An 18,997-nucleotide genomic window follows, 5' to 3' on the forward strand; every position below is an offset into this window, starting at 1 on the left:
GTCCTGAATGTTGCTTACACACGCAGGTGTTCGAAGATCGATCCTACCGCTGCTTCATCCTTCGCGTTGCCACGCTCGAGGATCTCGCCTTGCTTGAGCACCGCGTAGCGATCGGCAACCTTCAGCGCAAAGGGAACATTCTGCTCTACCAGCAGCAGCGTCGTGCCGTGCTGGCTGCGTTCCCATAGCAGTGCGTCGGCGAGACGGTCGATCACGGACGGTTGCAACCCTTCCGTAATCTCGTCGAGCAAAATGAGCGAAGGACGCATCATGAGCGCGCGCGCCACCAGCAGCATCTTCTGTTCGCCGCCGGAAAGCGTGCCGGCCAACTGCTTCAGGCGACTTGCGAATACCGGGAACACCGGCTCGATCGCGGCAAAGCGTTCGTCGAACGCCGACGCCTTCTCGAGCCCAAGACGCAGATTGTCGCGAATAGTGAGGTCCTGAAACAATGCATGTTCCTGAGGCGCGTAAGCAATGCCCTCTCGCGCGATCTGGTGAGGCGCCATGCGCGTGATATCTTGCCCGCGCGCACGGATGGCGCCGGCTTTCTTCGGCAGATAGCCCATGATTGTCTTGAGCACCGTCGTCTTGCCCATGCCGTTCTTGCCGAGCAGCGCGACGGCTTCGCCGTCGGCAACGGTCATCGAGAGCTTGCGCAGCACGACCGAAGCCTTGTATCCGCTCGTCACGTCCTGCAACTCCAGCGCAATCTGGCTCATGACGCCTCCCGTTGTCCGACGTTTTCGCCTGCCGCAGCGCTTTGCGCAGTCCCGGCATAAATCGTTCTGACCAGCTCCGAGTTGACGACTTCGTCGAAGTTGCCTTGCATCACGATGCGTCCCTGGTGCAGGACCACGATGCGCGTGGCAATCCCGGCCACGAAGTCGAGGTCGTGCTCCACCAGCAGACAACAAAGCCGATACTGGTGAGCCAACGCGGCGAGCACATCGCCGATTTGCGTGCGCTCCGTTTTGGTCAAACCTGCCGTGGGCTCGTCGAGCAGTACGATACGTGGCTCCAGTGCGAGCACCATCGCCAGTTCCAACGCCTGCTGTTGGCCATGCGAAAGATCCTTCGCTACGGCGCCCAGCCTCTGATCGAGATGGGTAGTACGAAGCACCTCCAGCGCATAGGGCGGCAGCGCAAGCGTCGTGGAGCGTCGCAGGAGCGATGGCCGCTCGATGATGGTGCCCGCGATTCTCAGGCACTCCGCAACGGTAAGCGTCTCGAAGATATTCGCGTTCTGGAACTTGCGCCCCAAGCCGAAATGCACGCATCGGTCCGGCGGCAATTGCCGGACATCGTTGCCACACAGCGCGACCGTGCCGGCGGAACGTTCCGCGCCGTCGCTCATGCAACGCATGAGCGTCGTTTTGCCGGCGCCGTTCGGGCCGATGAGGCCAACCAGTTCACCGCCATCGGCGTTCAGATCGATGCCTTGCAGCACTTTCAGGCTGCCGTAATGTTTGGCGACGCCGTTCATCTGCAGCGCTGGCACTGACAGCTCCCGTTGATGAATTGCGCCGACGTCGCGCTCAACCAGCTCGGGTTCGGCGCCGTGACCCGCCAGATGGCGTAACGGCTTGAGCAACAGCGGCACCAAACCTTGCGGCAACAGCACGATCACCGCTACGAACGCGGCGCCCAGAATCAGTTGCCACGCGAATGGCATGCTGCCGCTGAGATAGGCGGTCCCGACATTGATCAGAAGCGCGCCGATCACCGGCCCCCACAACGTTCCCCGGCCGCCGAGCGCGACCCAGATGATCAGTTGGGTGCCAAGGACAAACCCGGCCAGCTCAGGCGCGACCACGCCGCTGAACGATCCGTAGCCGAATCCGGCGAGGCCGGCGATGGCCGCGGTTGCAACCAACAAGACGATCTTGACGAGCGACGTATTAATGCCGAGATACGCGCAGCGTGATTCGTTGTCGCGAATGGCAGCCAGCACGCGGCCGCCGTCGCTACGCACGAATAGCCACGCGATCAATGCGACGGCCAGCAGCGCCGCGCCGGCGAGCCAGTACCACGCCTGCAGCGAAAGATCGAAGGTCTCATAGCCGGTGAGTCCCGAACTCGAGCCGGTCCACGCGCCGCCGGAGAGCAGCAACTGGCTGAGAACGATCGGCAATACGAGCGACATCACCGTCGCGAAGAACGGCGACGCGCCGCGATAGAACGACAGCCAGCCGAGCAATGCGGCCACGGCCGCGGTAACCGCGACAGCCGCTCCCACAGCGAGCACCACATAACCCGCTGAAAAACCGCCGTGTGTAAAGACGAGACCTGCGGCATAGGCGCCGAGACCGAAGAACGCCGATTGCCCGAACGTCAGATACCCGGTGTACCCCCACAGGATATCCACGGTCACGGCTACGATCGAGAAGAAGAAGGCCTGAATGAGGACGTTGAGCAGATACGAGCCAAAGACAAGCGGACCCGCGGCCAGCAGCACGACAGCCAGGCCGCCGACCACGAGCAGACCGCGTCCGTGAATCGTTCGCCCACTGCTTGCCCGCTCATCGTTTTGCACAGCTTGATCACCGGCTCGATGGGGCGATGCGCCGACTTTAGCCATGAGAGAACCCCTTCGGACGAATGCGCAGCGTGAGCGCCGCCAGCACGGCGATAGTCAAGCCGCCCAGCACCGGACTGACGAACGTGCTGACCAGCACCTGGCAAGCGCCGAATACGAGGCACGTCACCAGCAGACTGAGCATCGAGTGTCCTGAAACCATGACCAGCATGAACGCGCTCACCAGCCACGGCAGTCCCATGTCGGGGTCGACGCTCGACAGCGGCGTAATGAGTGTGCCGGCGAGCGAACCGAGCGCTGCGCCCAGACTGAAAGTGATAAAACGGATGCGGCCGGAATGAATGCCGAGTCCTCGCGCCAGATCCTCGTTCATGATCACCGCGCGCGTCTTGATGCCGAAGCGCGTTCCCGTGAGAAGCGCAGTCATGAGGATGCACAGGCCGAGCGCGATCGGGATCAGCAGCAAACGATAGGCAGAGTAATCGGTCCCACCAATGGTGACGGCTCCTTTGAGCGGCGTCTCCACGAATTGCGCCTCGCGGCCGAAGGCCATCACGATGAGCTGGCCAATCACGATGCCCAGACCCCAGGTAGCAAGGATCGCGTCGAGCGGACGCTTGTAGAGTGGGCGCACGATCACCTGCTCGACGAGCATGCCGACGACGGTACCCACCACGACGGCGAGCGGCAGCCCGAGCCACGGACTCAGCTTGAGCTGCGTCACGACGAAGCTCGCGTATGCGCCGATTGTCAGCAGCGCACCGTGGGCGAAGTTGACGATTTTCATCACGCCGAAAATCACCATTAACCCTGCGGTCACGATGAACAGCACCGCCGCAGTTGTGAAAATATCGAGTGCCAGAACCATTGTCTTCTCCAGTCGCATCCGCCTGCGTGTCGCCTGCTTGTCGCCTGCGAATGCGCATCAGGCGGACGCTGTATTTCCAGCTACGTCTACTTGATATTCGGGCACTGCGCGCCCGGATCCACGTTCGGGAACGTCTGCAAGATCTTGATTGAGCCGTCCGCCTGTATCTGGCCCAGGCGCATGGCGAGAGGCGTGTGGCGGCTCCTGTTCATGGCCACCGGTCCGCGCGGTCCGTCGAACGACACCTGGCCCAGCGCCTTGATCACCTTGTCGGTGTCGGTTGAGCCCGCTTTTTCGACTGCGGCCTTGTACAGGAAGAAGGCTTCGTACTGCGGCTCGGACAACTCGTTCGGGGTCTTTAGATCCTTGCCGAATTTCTTGTCCATGGCCGCAATAAATTTCTTGTTGCCCGGCGTATCGATGCCCGTCAGGTAGGAGCCCGACATATACATGCCCGTGGCGACGTCGCCCATGCTCTTCGCCGTGCCTTCGTCGATCGCCAGGTTGCCGTAAGGCAGCGTCATGCCAGAACCCTTCAACTGTTTGGCAAGCGACACGTTAGGCGCGCCGCCGGCCGTCGCACTGATTAACGCATCAGGATGAGCCGAACGGATCTTGGAAAGAATCGGTGTCCAGTCGGTGCCGTCGATCGGCAAGTACTCCTCGCCGACTACCTTGCCGCCGTGCTCCTCGATGTATTTTCTGGTGAATCCAAGCATACCGCGGCCAAAAACGTAGTCGTTGCCGACCAGATAGAAGGTCTTGGCGCCCTTGCTCTTCGCGAAGTAATCGACCACCGGCGCGACCTGCTGCTCAGGCACCCAGCCGTTGACATACATCCACGGACTGCACGAACGGCCCTCATAAAACGACGTGTACACGAACGGCTTCTTGCCGCGCGCCACGATCGGCAGCGCCGCGTTACGCGCGGCGCTCGTTTCCATGGAAATGATCGCGTCGACGTTCTTCTGGAACACGAGCGTGTCGTACGCTTTCTGCGCGCCGACTGCACCGGATGCGTCGTCGGTGATGTCGAGCTGCACCTGGCGGCCCATGATCCCGCCCGCTGCGTTGATTTCGTCGACAGCGAGTTGCGACGACTGCACGACGGCCGGCGCGACCACACTATTTGCGCCAGAGAGCCCCACCGCTACGCCGATCCTGATCGGATCGGCGGCGAGCGCACTCATGCAGGTGCAAGCCGCGACGAGCGCCGCGGCGGCGCCAAGGATTTGTCTGTTGAACGGAGTCATGGATTTTTTCCTCACAGTGGTCGAATGAAATTCTTGTGTTTCGTACGGGTGTGCTATCGGATGCCTCATGCGCGTGAGGTCGGCCAGCCGGTGCCCAGCATCGGGTCGTACACGTCCGCGCGCCGATCGCTCAGCACGTGATTGAAGGCGTTCAGCGTGCGTTCCGAACGAGTGCGCGTCAGATCGATTGCGGCGTACAGGATTTCTTCGCGATCGACACTGGCCGGACCCGCGACCGGCCATCCGTTGCCGCCCACAATCAGGCTCTGGCCGACGAACGGTTGACCACGCTCCATGCCGATGCGGTTTGCACATGCGATCACCACGCCGTTGCTATGCGCGGCCGCCATGGTGAGCGTCGTGGCCATGGCGGGACGATCGTCCGGTTGGGCCGGCATCGGCACCCAGTTGGTCGGCACGCAAACGATGTCCGCACCTTGCATCGCGGCAAGCCGGTATGTCTCGGGAAACCAGCCGTCGTAGCAGATGGCGATGGCGATTCGTCCCAGCGGCGTGTCGAACACCGGAACGCCACGATCGCCCGGTTCGAAGAAGCGATGTTCGTCATTCCAGAGATGCAGCTTGCGATAGACGCCGATGTGACCCGTCGGGCCAGTCAGGATCGCTGAGTTGTAGAGTTGCTTGCCCGCCCGCTCGGCAATACCCATCACGACATGAATGCCAAGGCGCTGCGTCGTTTCGGCAAGCAACTGCGCGGTCTCCCCTTCCGGCAACGTTTCGGCCAGCGCGAATGCCTCGTCACGATCGTTGAACACATAGCCGCTATTGGCCAGCTCCGGCAACACCACCAGAGACGCGCCGTGATGCGCCGCAGCTTCGATGTGCCGGATGCATTGCGCCACGTTGTCGTGCTTCCTGCCGACATGAGGTTCCATCTGAACGCATGCGACCACCAGGTCTGCGACCCCATGTTCCGCGGGGTTGTACTGCAACGTCATCATTTCTTCTCCCAAAAGCAAAAAGCCCCCGAACCAGCGTTGGACGCAAGTTCGGGGGCTGCATAGCCTTTCATATGTAGCACGGCATCGTTGCCGTGGAGCCGCCAGAAACAATGACGGCTCAGTCGAAGCGAATTTATGAAGCCAAATTCAGGATGTCAAGCGGTTTGACTGCGTCCAGGGTAATTCCTTGGGGACGTGTTTCAGGTCTGTTCAAATCTGATCCCGCTACCCGAGCCGGCACGTCCGACAACAACGGCCCAAGCCCTTCGGCATAAGTCAGATGCGAAATCACCGCGTCGCGAAGCGTTTGATAGGACGAGCGCGTCACCATCGTGTGGCGACACGCTCCGCGATGTTGCCGTTACTTGACCGGCGGGAAATCGACGTCGGTATCGTTGATACGGTTGAATGTATTGGTGAAGATCGTCATGGCAACGGCCAACGAAATCTCAGCGAGTTGCGTCTCGGTATAGCCGGCCGCGCGAATGGCGGCGAATTCGTTCTCGCTGATCGTGCCGCTCGTCTTCTGCAAATTCAGCACGAAGTGCACGAGCGCATCGCGCCTGGCATCGCCGGTGGCCTGTCCGGCGCGAATCTGTTTGAGCGCCTCCGTCGAGAGGCCCGTCATCTTGCCCAGCATCACGTGTGCAGCTACACAGTAGTCACAGCCGGTCTGTTCGCTGACCAGCACCTTGATAGTTTCCAGATCCTGTTTGCTCAGGCTCCCCGATGCGAGCACGCCTTCGGCAGCCAGCACGGTGGAGAGCGTCGCCGGGGCCACGTGACCAACAGCAGCGAAGAGGTTAGGTACGGTGCCGCCAGCAATCTTCTTGACCTGGGCGTAGACCTCAGCAGTGGCGCCGGTGGCGGTGGCAATAGCGGGGACAGTGATGCGGCTCATGATGGAACTCCTTCAGTGGTGGTTAGGAGCCTCCACTTTAGGTCCAGCGAATGATCTTTACGATACTAAAAATTGTCATTATTATGCTCAAAAGTATCACAACATCCGCTCAGTGCGACGGCGTCCGTCGTGCAGCGCCGGACGAAGCGACCAGCTAGAATCCGGCGTCATTGTTTGCGCCGATGCGCCACTTTGCGTGCCTTGATACCGATTCCCGAACAACGCGAAAACATGCTCCCCCGGTTCACATGGATCTGCTAAGTCGACTGCTTTCACTGATACCCGTCACGGGGCGGCTGGAGTTGCGCTGTCTTTTCGGCGCGCCGTGGAAAATCGATCAGGCTGTCTCCGGCGTGCGAGAAATTCCCTACCACGTGCTGCTGTCCGGTCATGCCGTTCTCGAAGACGTTAACGGGCCGCCCGAACGGCTGACAGCGGGCGACATCATTCTGTTTCCAGCGGGCAACGCACACCTTATTCATGACGGTAGCGGGGAGACCGCGAGGCCCGAAACAAAAAGTCGACAGGCCTCGCTGATCGTCTTTGAGAACGATGGGAAAGGCGAAAAGGCTGACTTCCTATGCGGACGGTTTCTGCTCGGCGCAGTTCCAGACAGACTATTGCGCGACCATCTGCCCGGCCGCCTGGTCGTACATAGCGCATTGCCCGAACCAGGTGGCGACGTCGAAGGTTCCGCACGATCCATTGTCCGCACTCGTCTGAGACAACTGATCGAACTGATGCATGAGGAGGCCAACGATCCCGGCCCCGGCAGCGAGATGTTCGTCAATCACCTGTCGGCGGCGCTGTTCGCACTGACGTTGCGTTTCGCCACTGAAGGTACTCAGCCGCCGCATGGTTTGCTCGCGCTCTCGAGGCGGCCTCGTTTGCAACCTGCGATATCCGCAATGTTCGAGACGCCAGGTGAGCCCTGGACCCTGGATCAGTTATCGGGGCTCTGCAATATGTCCCGAGCAACATTCATCCGTCAGTTTCAGGAAGCCATCGGTCGCTCGGCTTCCGACGTGCTGACTGAGGTTCGAATGACCATCGCGGGCCGAATGCTGTTGCATACCGCCGCGCCGATCGCCGAGATCGGCGAGGCGGTGGGCTATCAATCGACTGCCGCGTTTCAACGCGTCTTCAAGCGTCATATCGGGGTTTCACCGGCGCGTTGGCGCTCGTCCGGTGGAAATCTCGAGGCATGACGCTGAAACTCATCGCTACCAGCGCACGCCTTCGGCTCACGGTCACGTTGCAGTTGAAGATGGCGTGACGGCACGGCCGCTCCTCAAGCAATCAGCCCACCACTCGATCCTTGTCATGGAACTGCTGCATCCAGTACGGATATGGCAGGTGCGGCTGCGAAACCTGATCCAAACGTTCGGTCTACGCTGCGCTCAACGCAATGTGCTCAGCGTCGAGGTTAGCGGTCAGTTGGTCGGTCGTGCGCGCGCCTACGATGACGGAACAGACTTCACGGCGCGCCAGAATCCAGGCCAATGCCACCTGAGCGGGCGACGCGTTCAATTCCGAAGCGATGTCGCGCAATACATGCACGACAGGATCCGCCTTCGCGGGATCGATCGGCGGAAAATTCAACGCGGTTCGACGCCCGGTTTCGCCGCTGCTTCCCTGCGTGTACTTACCGCTCAGGTACCCGCCCGCGAGCGGACTCCACACCAGAAGCGCAACATCATTCGCCTTTGCCACGGGCGCGATCTCATACTCGACGTCGCGGCTCGTCAGCGCATAGTGAACCTGATTGCTCACGATGCGGGCTCCATGCGTACAGTTGGCAATTCCCTGCGCACGTTCCAGATCGCCCGCGCTGAAATTGCACACACCGATGTGCCTCACCTTCCCCTGCGTAACAAGATCATCCAGCGCGCGAAGCGTTTCTTCGAGCGGCACGAGTGCGTCACGGTCGTGCAACTGAAAAAGGTCGATATGGTCCCGGCCGATACGCCGAAGACTCGTCTCCACCGAGCGCATGATGTGCGAGCGGCCGAGTCCGACGTCGTTGTGGCCGGCTCCTGTGCGCAACCGAACCTTGGTCGCGACCAGCATGCGCGATTCGTCGAGTCCGAGGTCAGCCAGTACCTGACCGACGACCGTTTCAGAGTGCCCTTGCGAATAAGCGTCTGCCGTATCGATCAGGTTGATACCGCGCTCGACTGCCATCGCGACAAGCCGGGTGGCCTGGGCACGGTCGAGGCCGGCAATTTCGCCCCAGATTCCGGTACCGGCACCAAAGGTCATGGCGCCAAGACAAAGACGGGAAATGCGCAGGCCTGACCTGCCGAGTGTGCTGTATTCCATAGCGAACCCCTTGATATGAATGCCTTGCTGAACGATGAACGGAAAGCACCCGGCGACGCGGCATCCTGCACGCGTCACCGGGTGCGTCCGCGTTAGCCCGCCTGCGAGACGAGGCCTCGCAGAACGGTTTCCAGTTCCACCTCGCCCTTGACGATGTCGGCTTCATTGCCTTCGAAGGCGATGAAGCCTTCATTGAAGCCGTCGAGCATGCGCATGCGCGGCAACGGGTCCGTCGTACCCTGGGACCGGAACAGCTCGCCCCATGTCTCACGCAACACCACCTCCGCACGAACCGGACGACCGAGCACCTGGGCAAATGCCGCGGCCAGATCGTTCGGGCTCACACGGTGCGGCCCCTCCAGTTCGACGACACGCACGCCGAGCCAGGTTTGTTGAAGCAGTTGCGCGGCGACGCGACCCACGTCCGCGGTCGCGACCATCGGCACCGCCTTGCCGAGCGGCTGCAGAAAGCTGGGGATGACCCCTGTGTCGCGGGCAGGCGCCACGTCCCACGCGGCGTTTTCCATGAACCAGCCGGGACGCAGGAATGTCACCGGCACCGGCAAATCCTGAAGCGCCTGCTCCATCAGCGTACGTTGCGTGAGCAGATTGATCTCGGTGGCTTGCGCGCCGATCGTCGACAGGCAGACCACCTTGCCAGGCGCCGCGGACTGAAGCGCCCCGCGCACAGCGTCAATGACAGCACGTGCCTCGGGAAAGCCCGGCGACGGATCGAAATCGGACGGCGGCAGGATGAAGACGCCTTGCGCGCCCTCGAAAGCGGCGGTAAGCGATGTCTCGTCGTCCATGTCGGCAGTCACCACTTCACATCCGCGCTCGGCCCACGAACGTGCCCGAGCGGCATCGCGTACCACCGCGCGTACGGACTGGCCCGCTGCGAGCAACGTGCGCGCCACCGCACCGCCGACCTTTCCTGTTATCCCTGTGATTGCATACATTGCAGTTTCTCCTTGCATAAATAGATGTGTCCCGAGCGCCGATCACTGACCGGTGATCAGGCGTGTTGCAAGCCGTGATACAGCCCCTGCTCGAACTGTCCGTACAGATCCACCACGCGAGGGTCGTAGAACGGCAGGATCTGCGTGAACAGCGTGCCGGTCACCTTCCTGACGGGATCGACCCAGAAATAGCTGTTCAGCAGTCCCGCCCAGCTGATGCTGCCCGCGCTGCGGCCATGCGGACCCGGCTGCGTGTTGATGTCGAAGGAAAGCCCCCACTTGTGCGGCATCCCAGGGAATTGATCGAAGCTGTTCGACCACGCCGGCTGTGCCGTCTTCATTTCGGTTACCTGAAGATCTCCGATGTGATTCTGGAACATCGTCGCAACGGTGTCGGCGCGCAGGACCCGCTCGCCGCGGTACGTCCCGCCGTTCACCAGCATCTGCAGGAGCGCCATGTAATCGCGCGGCGTGCTGAATGCCCCGCCGCCGCCCATAAAGAACTCGGGCCGCTGGTTGATCTCGAACGGAGCGGGCTTGAGCGATCCATCGGGTTGGCGGTTGTGCATGGTCGCCACGCGCTGCTTCTGCGCGCCGCTGATCAGAAATCCCGAATTGCTCATGCCGAGCGGCGCGAAGATGTGCTCGCGGAAGTAGACCTCCAGCGACTGATCGGTGACTGCCTCAACCAGCTTGCCCACCCAGTCCATCCCGATGCCGTACTGCCAGCGCTCGCCGGGCTCGAACTCCAACGGCGCCTTGAACGCGCCGTTCATCGAATAGCCAATATCCGGCATGCCGGTCACCTTTTCGTACCGGCTCATGTTTTCGCTCCAGATGCTGTACGTGAAGCCGGACGTGTGAGTCAGCAGGTGACGCACGGTAATCGTGTTGCGTGCAGGACGCAGTTTCGGCTGTCCGGATGCATCGAAGCCGTCCAGCACTTGCGGCGACTTCAGTTCCGGGAGAATGTCGCCCGCGGGTTGATCGAGTGAGAGCCTGCCCTGCTCGATGAGTTGCATACAGGCGGTCGCAGTGATCGCCTTGGTCATCGATAGCAGCCAGAACACCGTGTCGGGCGTCATCGCCGTACCCGTCTGGGGATTGGCATGGCCAGATGCGCCCTCGTAGACGAGCCCGCGCTGCGTGGCGCCCATCGCCACCACGCCGGCCACGGTGCCGTTGTCGACGGCCTGCCGCAGGGAAAGGTCAATCGAGGCAAAGGCTGGGTTGCGGACCAGAACACGATGACGCTCCTGATGACCCTCCGCGGCCTCCGTTCCGATGCTGGTCAATCCGCCCACTGCGGCGACCGCCAGGAGACCGGATGCCCGCTTCAACAGGTCGCGGCGGGTGAGTTGAACGGTCATCTCCTACTCCTTGGAAAATGGAATGAACAATGATTGGTGTGACACGCCGATCAACGATGTGCGTAAAGCGAGTTGAACGGTGCATTCGCGAGGGCTGCCGCAGCGACGCGATTGCCCGAATCGGACGAACCGCTGCGCACTCCGCCCACGCCACTGGCGACGTTCGACTCGGCGCCCTTCTGCGAGGCCACTGCTGCTTCGGCTGCCTGAATGTCGGCTGGGTAATGCGGATCGTTGGCTCGGCCGGGCTGGTAGCCCACGCTTTCCAGTTGGACGAGTTCCGCGCGCACCTGTGCACGCGTGACAGTCGAGGATTCCTGAGCGTAGCCAGCGACAGGGAAGGCGATGGCGGCGGCAACGGCAAGTGCGAGATAACGGGTATTCATGGCAATGCTCCTTTGGATCGTTGCGGTCGAAACGGACCGTTGGGATGCATTGTGGGTAAACTCGATGAGAAACTAAATGATACGAATGACACTTGTGAAGTGACAGGCAGTCACTAATGAGCCATAGTGCGGTTTTTGACGCACTGTGCGGGGAGCGCCAATGAGATCGTCCAGCGAGAATCTCTCTAGCGGTATCAGCGTATTTGCGGCCGTCGTCGATGCGGGGACGTTCGCAGCCGCGTCCGAAGTGATGGGTATGTCGCCCCCCGGAGTCAGCCGGGCAATCGCCAGGCTCGAGAAGCGGCTGAAAATACGGCTCTTCAATCGCACGACTCGCGCCGTTTCCCTCACGGAAGAGGGCAAACGGTTCTACGAGCAGGTCATGCCGCACTTAAGGGGAATGGAGGAAGCGGCAGCCGCCGCGTCAGGCGGCACCGCGACAGTACGCGGGAAACTGCGAATCAATCTTGATCCCGCTTTTTTTCGAATCGTTCTGGGTCCGAAGCTCGACGAATTCATGGATGCGCATCCTGAACTTGAACTCGAGTTCATTGCGAGAGATCAGCTTGGCGACCTCATCGTGGACGGCTTCGATCTGGCCTTGCGATTTGGCGAACCTCGCTCATCCAGTCTGATTGCGCGAAAGCTTTTGGACACCGCTGTTGTCACCGTCGCAGCACCCTCGTACCTCGCGCGCCGGGGGCGGCCAGCAGAGCCTCAAGATCTGGGTCGCGGGACGCACCGGTGCCTCGAATTCCGTAACCCGGAAACCGGAAAGCCGTATCCGTGGGAGTTTCATCGCAAGCGCAAAAAGCTGGTTGTCGAAACGAATGGACGGCTTACGGTGAACGATCCGAGCGCACTCTTCAACGCTTGTCTGGCCGGCTCCGGCGTCGCGCAGATGCTTCTGCTCGGAGCGGAACCCCTGATTCGGGAGGGACGGCTCGTCAACCTGTTCCCAGACTGGCCGGATGAGCGCTTCCCTCTCTATGCGTACCATCCATCGCGGCACCACACGCCGGCCAAGACAAGGGTGTTCCTTGACTTCATCGTCGCTTTGACGAGTACGAGTTAGCCGATGGCCGCAGAGGGCCCCGCGCGTGCCGCGTCAAACCCGCCAGGCCGGCCCCTCGGGAAAGTCATACTCATCAAGCGACGCTGCATGCATTTCGATGCTGTAGCCGGCACGCTGCGGCGGCATATAACGGCCGTTTCGAATCACGACAGGATCGACAAAATGCTCATGCAAATGATCCACGTATTCGAGCACCCGGTTGTCCAGCGACGCCGACACGCAGATATAGTCGAACAGCGAAATATGCTGGACGTACTCGCACAAGCCGACGCCACCCGCATGCGGACACACGGGCACACCGAATTTCGCCGCCATCAACAGGACGATGATCACCTCGTTCAGACCGCCAAGGCGGCAGCTATCGACCTGACAGAAGTCGATTGCTTGTGCCTGCAGCAACTGCTTGAACATCACCCGGTTTTGGCAGTGCTCGCCCGTCGCGACACCGATGGGCCGAATCCGCTCGCGGATAGCCGCGTGGCCGAGAATGTCGTCGGGACTCGTGGGTTCCTCGATCCACCAGGGATCGAATTCCGCCAGGCGCCGCATGTTCGCGACCGCTTCGTCGACATCCCACACCTGGTTCGCATCCATCATCAGCTTCAGGTTTTCGCCGATTTCTTCGCGCAGGATGCGGGCCCGGCGCATATCTTCTTCAATATTACCGCCCACCTTCTGCTTGAAGTGCGTCCAGCCCTGCGCGACACCTTCACGTGCGAGCCGGCGAATCTTGTCGTCGTCGTAACCGAGCCAGCCGGCCGACGTCGTGTAGGCCGGATAGCCGTGCGCCAGCATGTCCTTTTCGCGCTTGCCTCGCGTCTTTGCATGACGGTGCAGCATGGCGATGGCTTCCTGCGGCGTGATCGCATCGGTCACATAGCGGAAATCGAGGCATCGCACGAGTTCTTCGGGACTCATGTCGACGAGCAGTTTCCACACCGGCTTGCCTTCCGCTTTGGCCCACAGGTCCCAGGCCGCGTTCACGACAGCCGCCGTCGCCAGATGAATGGCGCCCTTGTCCGGACCGATCCAGCGCAACTGGCTGTCCGACGTCAACGCGCGCCAGAAGGCGCCCATGTTCGCTGCGATATCCTCGAGCGTTTTGCCGACGACCAGCGGGGCAAGCGCCTTCACCGCACTCACGCAGATCTCGTTGCCGCGGCCGATGGTGAAGGTAAGACCGTGACCTGTGTGCCCCGTCGGCGAATCGGTTTCGAGCGTCACGTAGGCAGCGGAGTAATCCGGCGCGGCGTTCATCGCATCGGAGCCGTCGAGTGAACGCGAGGTCGGGAACCGAATGTCCCGGACGGACAGCTTGGTGATCGTGGGCATCTGAACCCCTCCTCTGCGACAGCTATCGTCTTCTGCTTATAGGCAAAGAGGCCGTGCGTGTTCGCCTGGCCTCTTTGCAGCCATCTGCACTCCAGGCGGACGGGAGGCAAGAAAAGAAAAGGGAGCGCAGCGCCCCCTCCTCTCTCTTCGCGTCAGGCGGCCCCGGTCAATCGTAGAGCACAGCGGCGATCTTGGGATCGCTCATATTGCTCTTGTCGTACCAGTAGAAGCCCGTGTCGACTTTCTTGGGCAGCTTCTCGCCCTTCAACGCCTTCACCGCAGAGTCGACGACGCATTTGCCGATGCCGACCGGGTTCTGCGTAATGGCGCCGGCCATCAAGCCCGAATTGATGTCGTCCTTCTGCTCCTTGCCGGAGTCATAGCCGATCAGCACGAGCTTTTTGCCCGATTCCTTGACGCCGATCGCAGCACCTTCCGCCGACCCTTCATTCGCCCCGAAAATGCCCTTGAGATTGGGGTTGGCCTGGATCATCGTCTTGGCGATTTCCGCCGACTTCAGGTGGTCGCCGCCGCCGTACTGGACTGAGACGATCTTGATGTTCGGGTGCTTCGCTTTCATCTCATTCAGGAAGCCATCGCGGCGATCGATGCCGGTGCGGCTGGTCTGGTCATGCACCACCAGACCCACCTCTCCGGCATTGCCGATCGCCTCGGCCATCTTGTCGGCGGCGAGTGCGGCCGCGGCAAGATTGTCGGTCGCGCACGTGGTCAACGGAATGTCGCTGTCGACGCCCGAGTCGAAGGCGATCACGGGTATTTTGGCGGCCTGCGCCCGCTTCAACAGCGGAATGGCTGCCTTGCTATCGAGCGCGGCGATGCCGAGCGCCTGGGGCTTCTTGGCGAGCGCCGCCGAGAGCATGTCGATCTGCTTATCGACCATGGCCTCGGTTTCCGGACCCTCGAAAGTGATCCTGACGTTGTGCTCCTTGGCCGACTGTTCCGCGCCGGATTTAACCGCCTGCCAGAACTGATGCTGGAAGCCCTTCGAGATCAACGGGATGTAGGTGTCTTGCGCGTACGTCACACTCGCCCCGCCAATGAGCGCGCCAACGCCGACCACGACACCGATTAGTCTTCTTTTCAACATGGGGTTTCTCCTCCTAAGTTGGCCATCCACTTTCAGCCGTTCGGGGAGCCTTGGGCGCTCCCTTTTCTTGATCTTGTTTCGCGTAGCGTCAACCTTCGTCAGCTTTTCTTGCGCCGCAAAATATCGGCATAAACCGCGAGAATGATGATGAGGCCGGTCACCACGATCTGCCATTCCTGAGCAACGGACATGATGCGCAGGCCGTTGGTCAGCACGCTCATGATGAACGCACCGATGATCGTGCCCAGAATCGTGCCCGCACCGCCGCTGAGCGAGGTCCCGCCGATGACCACGGCGGCGATCGCTTCGAGTTCGTAACCTTGGCCTAGCGCCGGCTGCGCCGAATTCAGGCGCGAGGCAATCAGCAGCCCGGCGATGCCGCAAATTGCCCCGGCCAGGCCGTAAATGGCGATCTTCCACCGGTCGACATTCACGCCGGAAAGGCGCACCGCTTCTTCGTTGCTGCCAAGCGCAAACGTGTACCGGCCGAGCGCCGTGCGATTGAGCGTGATCGAACTTACCACCGCAAGGAAAAACAGGATCAGGACCGCGTTCGGAACCGGCAGGCTCGGCAGGAAAGAGCCGATCAGCGAATCCTGAGAAATCATGTAGAAGTTTTCGGTGTCGGTGAAATAGATCGGCTTGTCGGCCGAGACGACGAGCGAAAGACCTTTCAGCAGCAGCATCATGCCTAAGGTGGCAATGAACGGCGGTATTTTCATTTTCGCCGTGAGCGTGCCCGAAATGGTCCCGCAGATTGCGCCCGTCCCGATCGCAGCCACGACGCCGGTCCACATCGGCAAATGCCAATAGGTCAGAAACACGCCGCAAATGACCGCCGTGAAAGTCATCAAGGTACCGACGGACAAATCGATACCGCCCGTGATGATGACGAACGTGCAGGCAATCGCCAGCACGCCGTTGACGGCCGTCGCCTGCAGAATCCCGAGCATGTTGTCCATCTGCATGAACGCAGGGGACGCGAAGCTGAAAAAGACCAGCAACAGGATCAGGCTCCCGAAGGCGAGCAGCTTTTGCAGAGCGGTCGGCGTGAAGACGCGGGCTCTGAGGCCGGACAACCGCCCCTCGTTAGCGAGCGTCGAAGTATCCGATGGCTGTGTCATAAACTGGATCTCTCCTCTTCGGGCTCACGCCGCTTTTAAGGTTTCGCGCTGCGTCGCCAGTTGCATGATGCGCTCCTGCGTCGCCTCCGTGGCTGAAAGTTCGCCGGTAATGCGGCCCTCGCACATCACGACGATGCGGTCGCTCATGCGCAAGATCTCCGGCAGTTCCGACGAGATCATGACGATCGCCTTGCCTTGCCCGGCGAGCGAGCGCAGGAGTTTGTAAATTTCGCTCTTGGCGCCGACGTCGATGCCGCGCGTCGGCTCGTCGAAGAAAAGCACGTCGCAGTCGCGCTCGAGCCATTTCGCAACGACGATTTTCTGCTGATTGCCGCCCGAGAGAAGCCGCACCTCCTGCGTCGCGGAGGGCGTACGAATGGCGAGCAGATTGATGAAATGGGTGGCTGTCCGGCGGATCTCAGTGCGGCGCAAGAAAAAGTTGAGCGACAGGAATTTGCGCAGGTTGGACATCACGATGTTCGATTCGACGTTCATGCCGGTCGCAAGACCGAAGCGCTTCCGGTCTTCCGAGAGATAGCCGATGCCGCGCGCCACCGCATCGCTCGGATTCCTGATCGTCGCCTTCACGCCTTTCACGATGATTTCACCCGATTCGATCGGATCGGCGCCGAACACCGCGCGGGCGACCTCGGTGCGACCGGCGCCCATCAAGCCGGCAAAGCCCAATATCTCGCCTTTGCGCAGCGCAAAGCTGACGTCTCTGACAAGCGGGCCGGCATTCAGATTGTTGACTTCGAGCGCGATCTCGCCCGTGCCGGCGACGCTCTCAGAAGGCGCGGCGTCGGTCAAGATTCGACCGACCATCATGCCGATGATCGCGTCGACGCTGGTGTCTTTCGCGGTGACGGTGGCCACATATTCCCCGTCACGCAACACGGTGACGCGGTCAGCAATCTGCTTCAGCTCGTCCATCTTGTGGGAGATATAGACGATGCCCACGCCCCGGCTCTTCAGCTCGCGGATGATGCGGAACAGCTCGGCGATCTCGGCGTCGTTGAGCGCCGAGGTCGGCTCGTCCATGATCAGCACGCGCGAATCGAAGGACAATGCCTTGGCGATCTCGATCATCTGCTGCTTTGCGACGGTGAGCGTGCTGACCACCGCGCGCGGGTCGATATTCACATGCATGCGGGCAAGAATGTCGCGCGCCTGCTCATTGAGCTTGTCTTCGTCGAGGAACAGACCGAGGCGCCCACGCGGCTCGCGGCCGATGAACATATTCTGGGCGACGGTCAGGTGATTCATCAACTGGAGTTCCTGATGAATAATGCCGATACCCATGGCCTGCGCCTCGCGCGGGCTCGAGAACTCGACCGGCTGACCGTCATAGAGAATATCGCCCGTGTCCCGGGTGTAGACGCCGGCGAGGATTTTCATCAACGTCGACTTGCCGGCACCGTTCTCGCCCATCAACGCGTGGACTTCACCGGCCATGAGCTCGAACTGGACTTCGTGAAGCGCCCTCACGCCGGGAAAGCGCTTGTTGAGCCTTTTAACGGAAATGAGCGGGGTCATGGCGCGGATTGAACGACAATTCCGCGATCGCCGCTGGCCTCAATGCGGGGAGCGGGTCGAAAAAGCGCGGGAAGCCGCTGCGCCGGGCGTTGCCGGGTATTGCGGCTGAAATCGTAACGAGAAGCCAGACACATTGCTGGGCCACCCAAACTGATGTGCCACGATTTTACGACGCTGGATGGCAGCGGCTCAAGCGTAGGCATTCCCTAGTGTCGTGCGCACAGGTATCTCGCGCCTGCTTCCCACTATTTGGTTTGTCGCTCATTTCAGGCCGGTTCGGCGGCCGCCACGCCACGCAGACTCCGGTGCACGGGTGACGGCTCATGGCTTACGTGCCGCGCCGTTTCGAACAGTTCCGCGAGCCAGTTGACGAAGGCAAGCACGCGAGGCGGAGCGCGCCGATGACGCAGATACGCGACCGATACCGGCAGCGCCGCGGGCCTGCAATGCGGCAGCACTTCACGCAGCCGCCCGGAGTCGAGATAGGGCTGGGCGAGCGCCCGCGGCGGCTGGATCAGTCCAAGTCCGCGCAGTCCGCATTCGAGATAGGCATGCTCGTCGCTCACCTGCACGAAGCCCTCAATCGCCACGTTGACCGTGTCGCCTTCGACCTGAAAATCGAAATCCGCTGCACGCCCCGTTTGCGCACACATGTAATTCACCGCGATATGACCGCTTAGCTCATCGAACCGTTGCGGCGTGCCGTACCGTGCGAGATAAAGCGGGCTCGCACAGGTCACACGCTCGAGCGCGCCCAGTCGGCGAGCGGCGAGGCCCGCATCCGGCGACTTTCCAGTCAGAATGCAGCAATCGATCGCTTCGCCGGCCCGTTCGACCTGGCGGTTGCTGACGCCGAAGGTGAGCAGGATGTGCTCGTAGCGCGCGTGAAAATCGTCGAGCGCCGGAAACACGATCGCGTTCGCGACGACCGCCGGCATCTCAACGCGCAGCCGCCCGCGCGGCCGGTCGTCGGGATGCCGCAGGCTCGCCTCGATGTCGTCGAGGTCGGCGAGAATCTGCACGCAGCGCTCGTAATAGGCGGCCCCCTCGGCAGTCAGACTGAGCCGGCGCGTGGTGCGCACGAGCAACTGGATGCCGAGCATGGCCTCGAGGTTCTGCACGAGTGTTGTCGCGCTTGCGCGTGGAATCCCAAGCGACTGCGCGGCGCGGGTAAAGCTGTTGGCGTCGACGATGCGTACGAAGGTCTGCATCGCCATGATGCGATCCATCACGGGCGTCTCTCCTATCGATGTCGAGGCGCT

Annotated in this window: 17 protein-coding genes; 2 read left to right on the plus strand and 15 right to left on the minus strand. The window is 61.3% G+C overall.

Features of this window, described 5'->3' with window-relative positions:
- Positions 1 to 14: 14 nt before the first annotated feature.
- The 6 genes from P3T25_RS10450 to P3T25_RS10475 form a co-directional block, all read right to left on the minus strand.
- Positions 15 to 722 (minus strand): ABC transporter ATP-binding protein, encoded by a 708-nt coding sequence (locus tag P3T25_RS10450; protein ID WP_154560192.1) that lies wholly within the window; start codon positions 720 to 722, stop codon positions 15 to 17.
- Positions 719 to 2,581, minus strand: a complete 1,863-nt coding sequence (locus P3T25_RS10455) for a branched-chain amino acid ABC transporter ATP-binding protein/permease (RefSeq protein ID WP_266238723.1) — start codon at positions 2,579 to 2,581, stop codon at positions 719 to 721. The genes P3T25_RS10450 and P3T25_RS10455 overlap by 4 nt, the downstream gene beginning before the upstream one ends.
- Complete coding sequence (locus P3T25_RS10460; RefSeq protein ID WP_097394188.1) at positions 2,574 to 3,407, minus strand: branched-chain amino acid ABC transporter permease; 834 nt, start codon at positions 3,405 to 3,407, stop codon at positions 2,574 to 2,576. The genes P3T25_RS10455 and P3T25_RS10460 overlap by 8 nt, the downstream gene beginning before the upstream one ends.
- 86 nt (positions 3,408 to 3,493) lie before the next feature.
- The gene (locus tag P3T25_RS10465) at positions 3,494 to 4,660 is read right to left on the minus strand and encodes a substrate-binding protein (protein WP_266238722.1); all 1,167 of its coding nucleotides are present in this window, start codon (positions 4,658 to 4,660) and stop codon (positions 3,494 to 3,496) included.
- 65 nt (positions 4,661 to 4,725) lie between these two features.
- Complete coding sequence (locus P3T25_RS10470; protein ID WP_154560189.1) at positions 4,726 to 5,622, minus strand: nitrilase family protein; 897 nt, start codon at positions 5,620 to 5,622, stop codon at positions 4,726 to 4,728.
- 361 nt (positions 5,623 to 5,983) lie between these two features.
- Complete coding sequence (locus P3T25_RS10475) at positions 5,984 to 6,523, minus strand: carboxymuconolactone decarboxylase family protein (RefSeq protein WP_266238721.1); 540 nt, start codon at positions 6,521 to 6,523, stop codon at positions 5,984 to 5,986.
- 248 nt (positions 6,524 to 6,771) lie between these two features.
- On the opposite strand from P3T25_RS10475, the gene P3T25_RS10480 reads away from it, so the two are divergent.
- Positions 6,772 to 7,731, plus strand: a complete 960-nt coding sequence (locus P3T25_RS10480) for an AraC family transcriptional regulator (RefSeq protein WP_154560187.1) — start codon at positions 6,772 to 6,774, stop codon at positions 7,729 to 7,731.
- Between the two features lie 181 nt (positions 7,732 to 7,912).
- Here P3T25_RS10480 and P3T25_RS10485 read toward each other — a convergent pair whose 3' ends face one another.
- From P3T25_RS10485 to P3T25_RS10500, 4 genes are all read right to left on the minus strand, one after another.
- Positions 7,913 to 8,845 (minus strand): aldo/keto reductase, encoded by a 933-nt coding sequence (locus P3T25_RS10485; RefSeq protein ID WP_429358037.1) that lies wholly within the window; start codon positions 8,843 to 8,845, stop codon positions 7,913 to 7,915.
- A 92-nt stretch (positions 8,846 to 8,937) separates the two neighbouring features.
- Positions 8,938 to 9,804, minus strand: coding sequence for an NmrA family NAD(P)-binding protein (locus tag P3T25_RS10490; RefSeq protein WP_266238719.1), 867 nt, complete (start codon positions 9,802 to 9,804; stop codon positions 8,938 to 8,940).
- A 56-nt stretch (positions 9,805 to 9,860) separates the two neighbouring features.
- Entirely contained in the window at positions 9,861 to 11,174 is a 1,314-nt protein-coding gene (locus P3T25_RS10495) for a serine hydrolase domain-containing protein (protein ID WP_266238718.1), read from the minus strand.
- Between the two features lie 50 nt (positions 11,175 to 11,224).
- Positions 11,225 to 11,560, minus strand: a complete 336-nt coding sequence (locus P3T25_RS10500) for a DUF4148 domain-containing protein (protein ID WP_154560183.1) — start codon at positions 11,558 to 11,560, stop codon at positions 11,225 to 11,227.
- A gap of 160 nt (positions 11,561 to 11,720) precedes the next feature.
- Between P3T25_RS10500 and P3T25_RS10505 the strand changes: the two genes are divergently transcribed.
- Positions 11,721 to 12,635 carry a LysR family transcriptional regulator gene (locus P3T25_RS10505; protein ID WP_154560182.1) on the plus strand — a complete coding sequence of 305 codons (915 nt, stop codon included), beginning with the start codon at positions 11,721 to 11,723 and terminating at the stop codon, positions 12,633 to 12,635.
- 33 nt (positions 12,636 to 12,668) lie between these two features.
- On the opposite strand, the gene P3T25_RS10510 is transcribed toward P3T25_RS10505, so the two are convergent.
- The 5 genes from P3T25_RS10510 to P3T25_RS10530 form a co-directional block, all read right to left on the minus strand.
- Positions 12,669 to 13,967, minus strand: a complete 1,299-nt coding sequence (locus P3T25_RS10510) for an L-fuconate dehydratase (RefSeq protein WP_429358038.1) — start codon at positions 13,965 to 13,967, stop codon at positions 12,669 to 12,671.
- A 166-nt stretch (positions 13,968 to 14,133) separates the two neighbouring features.
- Positions 14,134 to 15,075: an ABC transporter substrate-binding protein gene (locus P3T25_RS10515; RefSeq protein ID WP_171927973.1), complete on the minus strand. Its 942-nt coding sequence runs from the start codon at positions 15,073 to 15,075 to the stop codon at positions 14,134 to 14,136.
- A gap of 98 nt (positions 15,076 to 15,173) precedes the next feature.
- Complete coding sequence (locus P3T25_RS10520; RefSeq protein ID WP_171927951.1) at positions 15,174 to 16,199, minus strand: ABC transporter permease; 1,026 nt, start codon at positions 16,197 to 16,199, stop codon at positions 15,174 to 15,176.
- A 24-nt stretch (positions 16,200 to 16,223) separates the two neighbouring features.
- Positions 16,224 to 17,735 carry a sugar ABC transporter ATP-binding protein gene (locus P3T25_RS10525; RefSeq protein ID WP_266238716.1) on the minus strand — a complete coding sequence of 504 codons (1,512 nt, stop codon included), beginning with the start codon at positions 17,733 to 17,735 and terminating at the stop codon, positions 16,224 to 16,226.
- A 266-nt stretch (positions 17,736 to 18,001) separates the two neighbouring features.
- Positions 18,002 to 18,967 carry a LysR family transcriptional regulator gene (locus tag P3T25_RS10530; RefSeq protein WP_266238715.1) on the minus strand — a complete coding sequence of 322 codons (966 nt, stop codon included), beginning with the start codon at positions 18,965 to 18,967 and terminating at the stop codon, positions 18,002 to 18,004.
- Positions 18,968 to 18,997 lie beyond the last annotated feature (30 nt).

The sequence above is a fragment of the Paraburkholderia sp. GAS32 genome (genome assembly GCF_050434225.1).
In the GTDB taxonomy this organism is placed as follows: Bacteria; Pseudomonadota; Gammaproteobacteria; order Burkholderiales; family Burkholderiaceae; genus Paraburkholderia; species Paraburkholderia madseniana.

Coding starts and splice junctions, on each gene's coding strand:
- P3T25_RS10450 (WP_154560192.1), bottom strand. CDS start 722: ATGAGCCAGATTGCGCTGGAGTTGCAGGACGTGACGAGCGGATACAAG.
- P3T25_RS10455 (WP_266238723.1), bottom strand. CDS start 2,581: ATGGCTAAAGTCGGCGCATCGCCCCATCGAGCCGGTGATCAAGCTGTG.
- P3T25_RS10460 (WP_097394188.1), bottom strand. CDS start 3,407: ATGGTTCTGGCACTCGATATTTTCACAACTGCGGCGGTGCTGTTCATC.
- P3T25_RS10465 (WP_266238722.1), bottom strand. CDS start 4,660: ATGACTCCGTTCAACAGACAAATCCTTGGCGCCGCCGCGGCGCTCGTC.
- P3T25_RS10470 (WP_154560189.1), bottom strand. CDS start 5,622: ATGATGACGTTGCAGTACAACCCCGCGGAACATGGGGTCGCAGACCTG.
- P3T25_RS10475 (WP_266238721.1), bottom strand. CDS start 6,523: ATGAGCCGCATCACTGTCCCCGCTATTGCCACCGCCACCGGCGCCACT.
- P3T25_RS10480 (WP_154560187.1), top strand. CDS start 6,772: ATGGATCTGCTAAGTCGACTGCTTTCACTGATACCCGTCACGGGGCGG.
- P3T25_RS10485 (WP_429358037.1), bottom strand. CDS start 8,845: ATGGAATACAGCACACTCGGCAGGTCAGGCCTGCGCATTTCCCGTCTT.
- P3T25_RS10490 (WP_266238719.1), bottom strand. CDS start 9,804: ATGTATGCAATCACAGGGATAACAGGAAAGGTCGGCGGTGCGGTGGCG.
- P3T25_RS10495 (WP_266238718.1), bottom strand. CDS start 11,174: ATGACCGTTCAACTCACCCGCCGCGACCTGTTGAAGCGGGCATCCGGT.
- P3T25_RS10500 (WP_154560183.1), bottom strand. CDS start 11,560: ATGAATACCCGTTATCTCGCACTTGCCGTTGCCGCCGCCATCGCCTTC.
- P3T25_RS10505 (WP_154560182.1), top strand. CDS start 11,721: ATGAGATCGTCCAGCGAGAATCTCTCTAGCGGTATCAGCGTATTTGCG.
- P3T25_RS10510 (WP_429358038.1), bottom strand. CDS start 13,967: ATGCCCACGATCACCAAGCTGTCCGTCCGGGACATTCGGTTCCCGACC.
- P3T25_RS10515 (WP_171927973.1), bottom strand. CDS start 15,075: ATGTTGAAAAGAAGACTAATCGGTGTCGTGGTCGGCGTTGGCGCGCTC.
- P3T25_RS10520 (WP_171927951.1), bottom strand. CDS start 16,199: ATGACACAGCCATCGGATACTTCGACGCTCGCTAACGAGGGGCGGTTG.
- P3T25_RS10525 (WP_266238716.1), bottom strand. CDS start 17,735: ATGACCCCGCTCATTTCCGTTAAAAGGCTCAACAAGCGCTTTCCCGGC.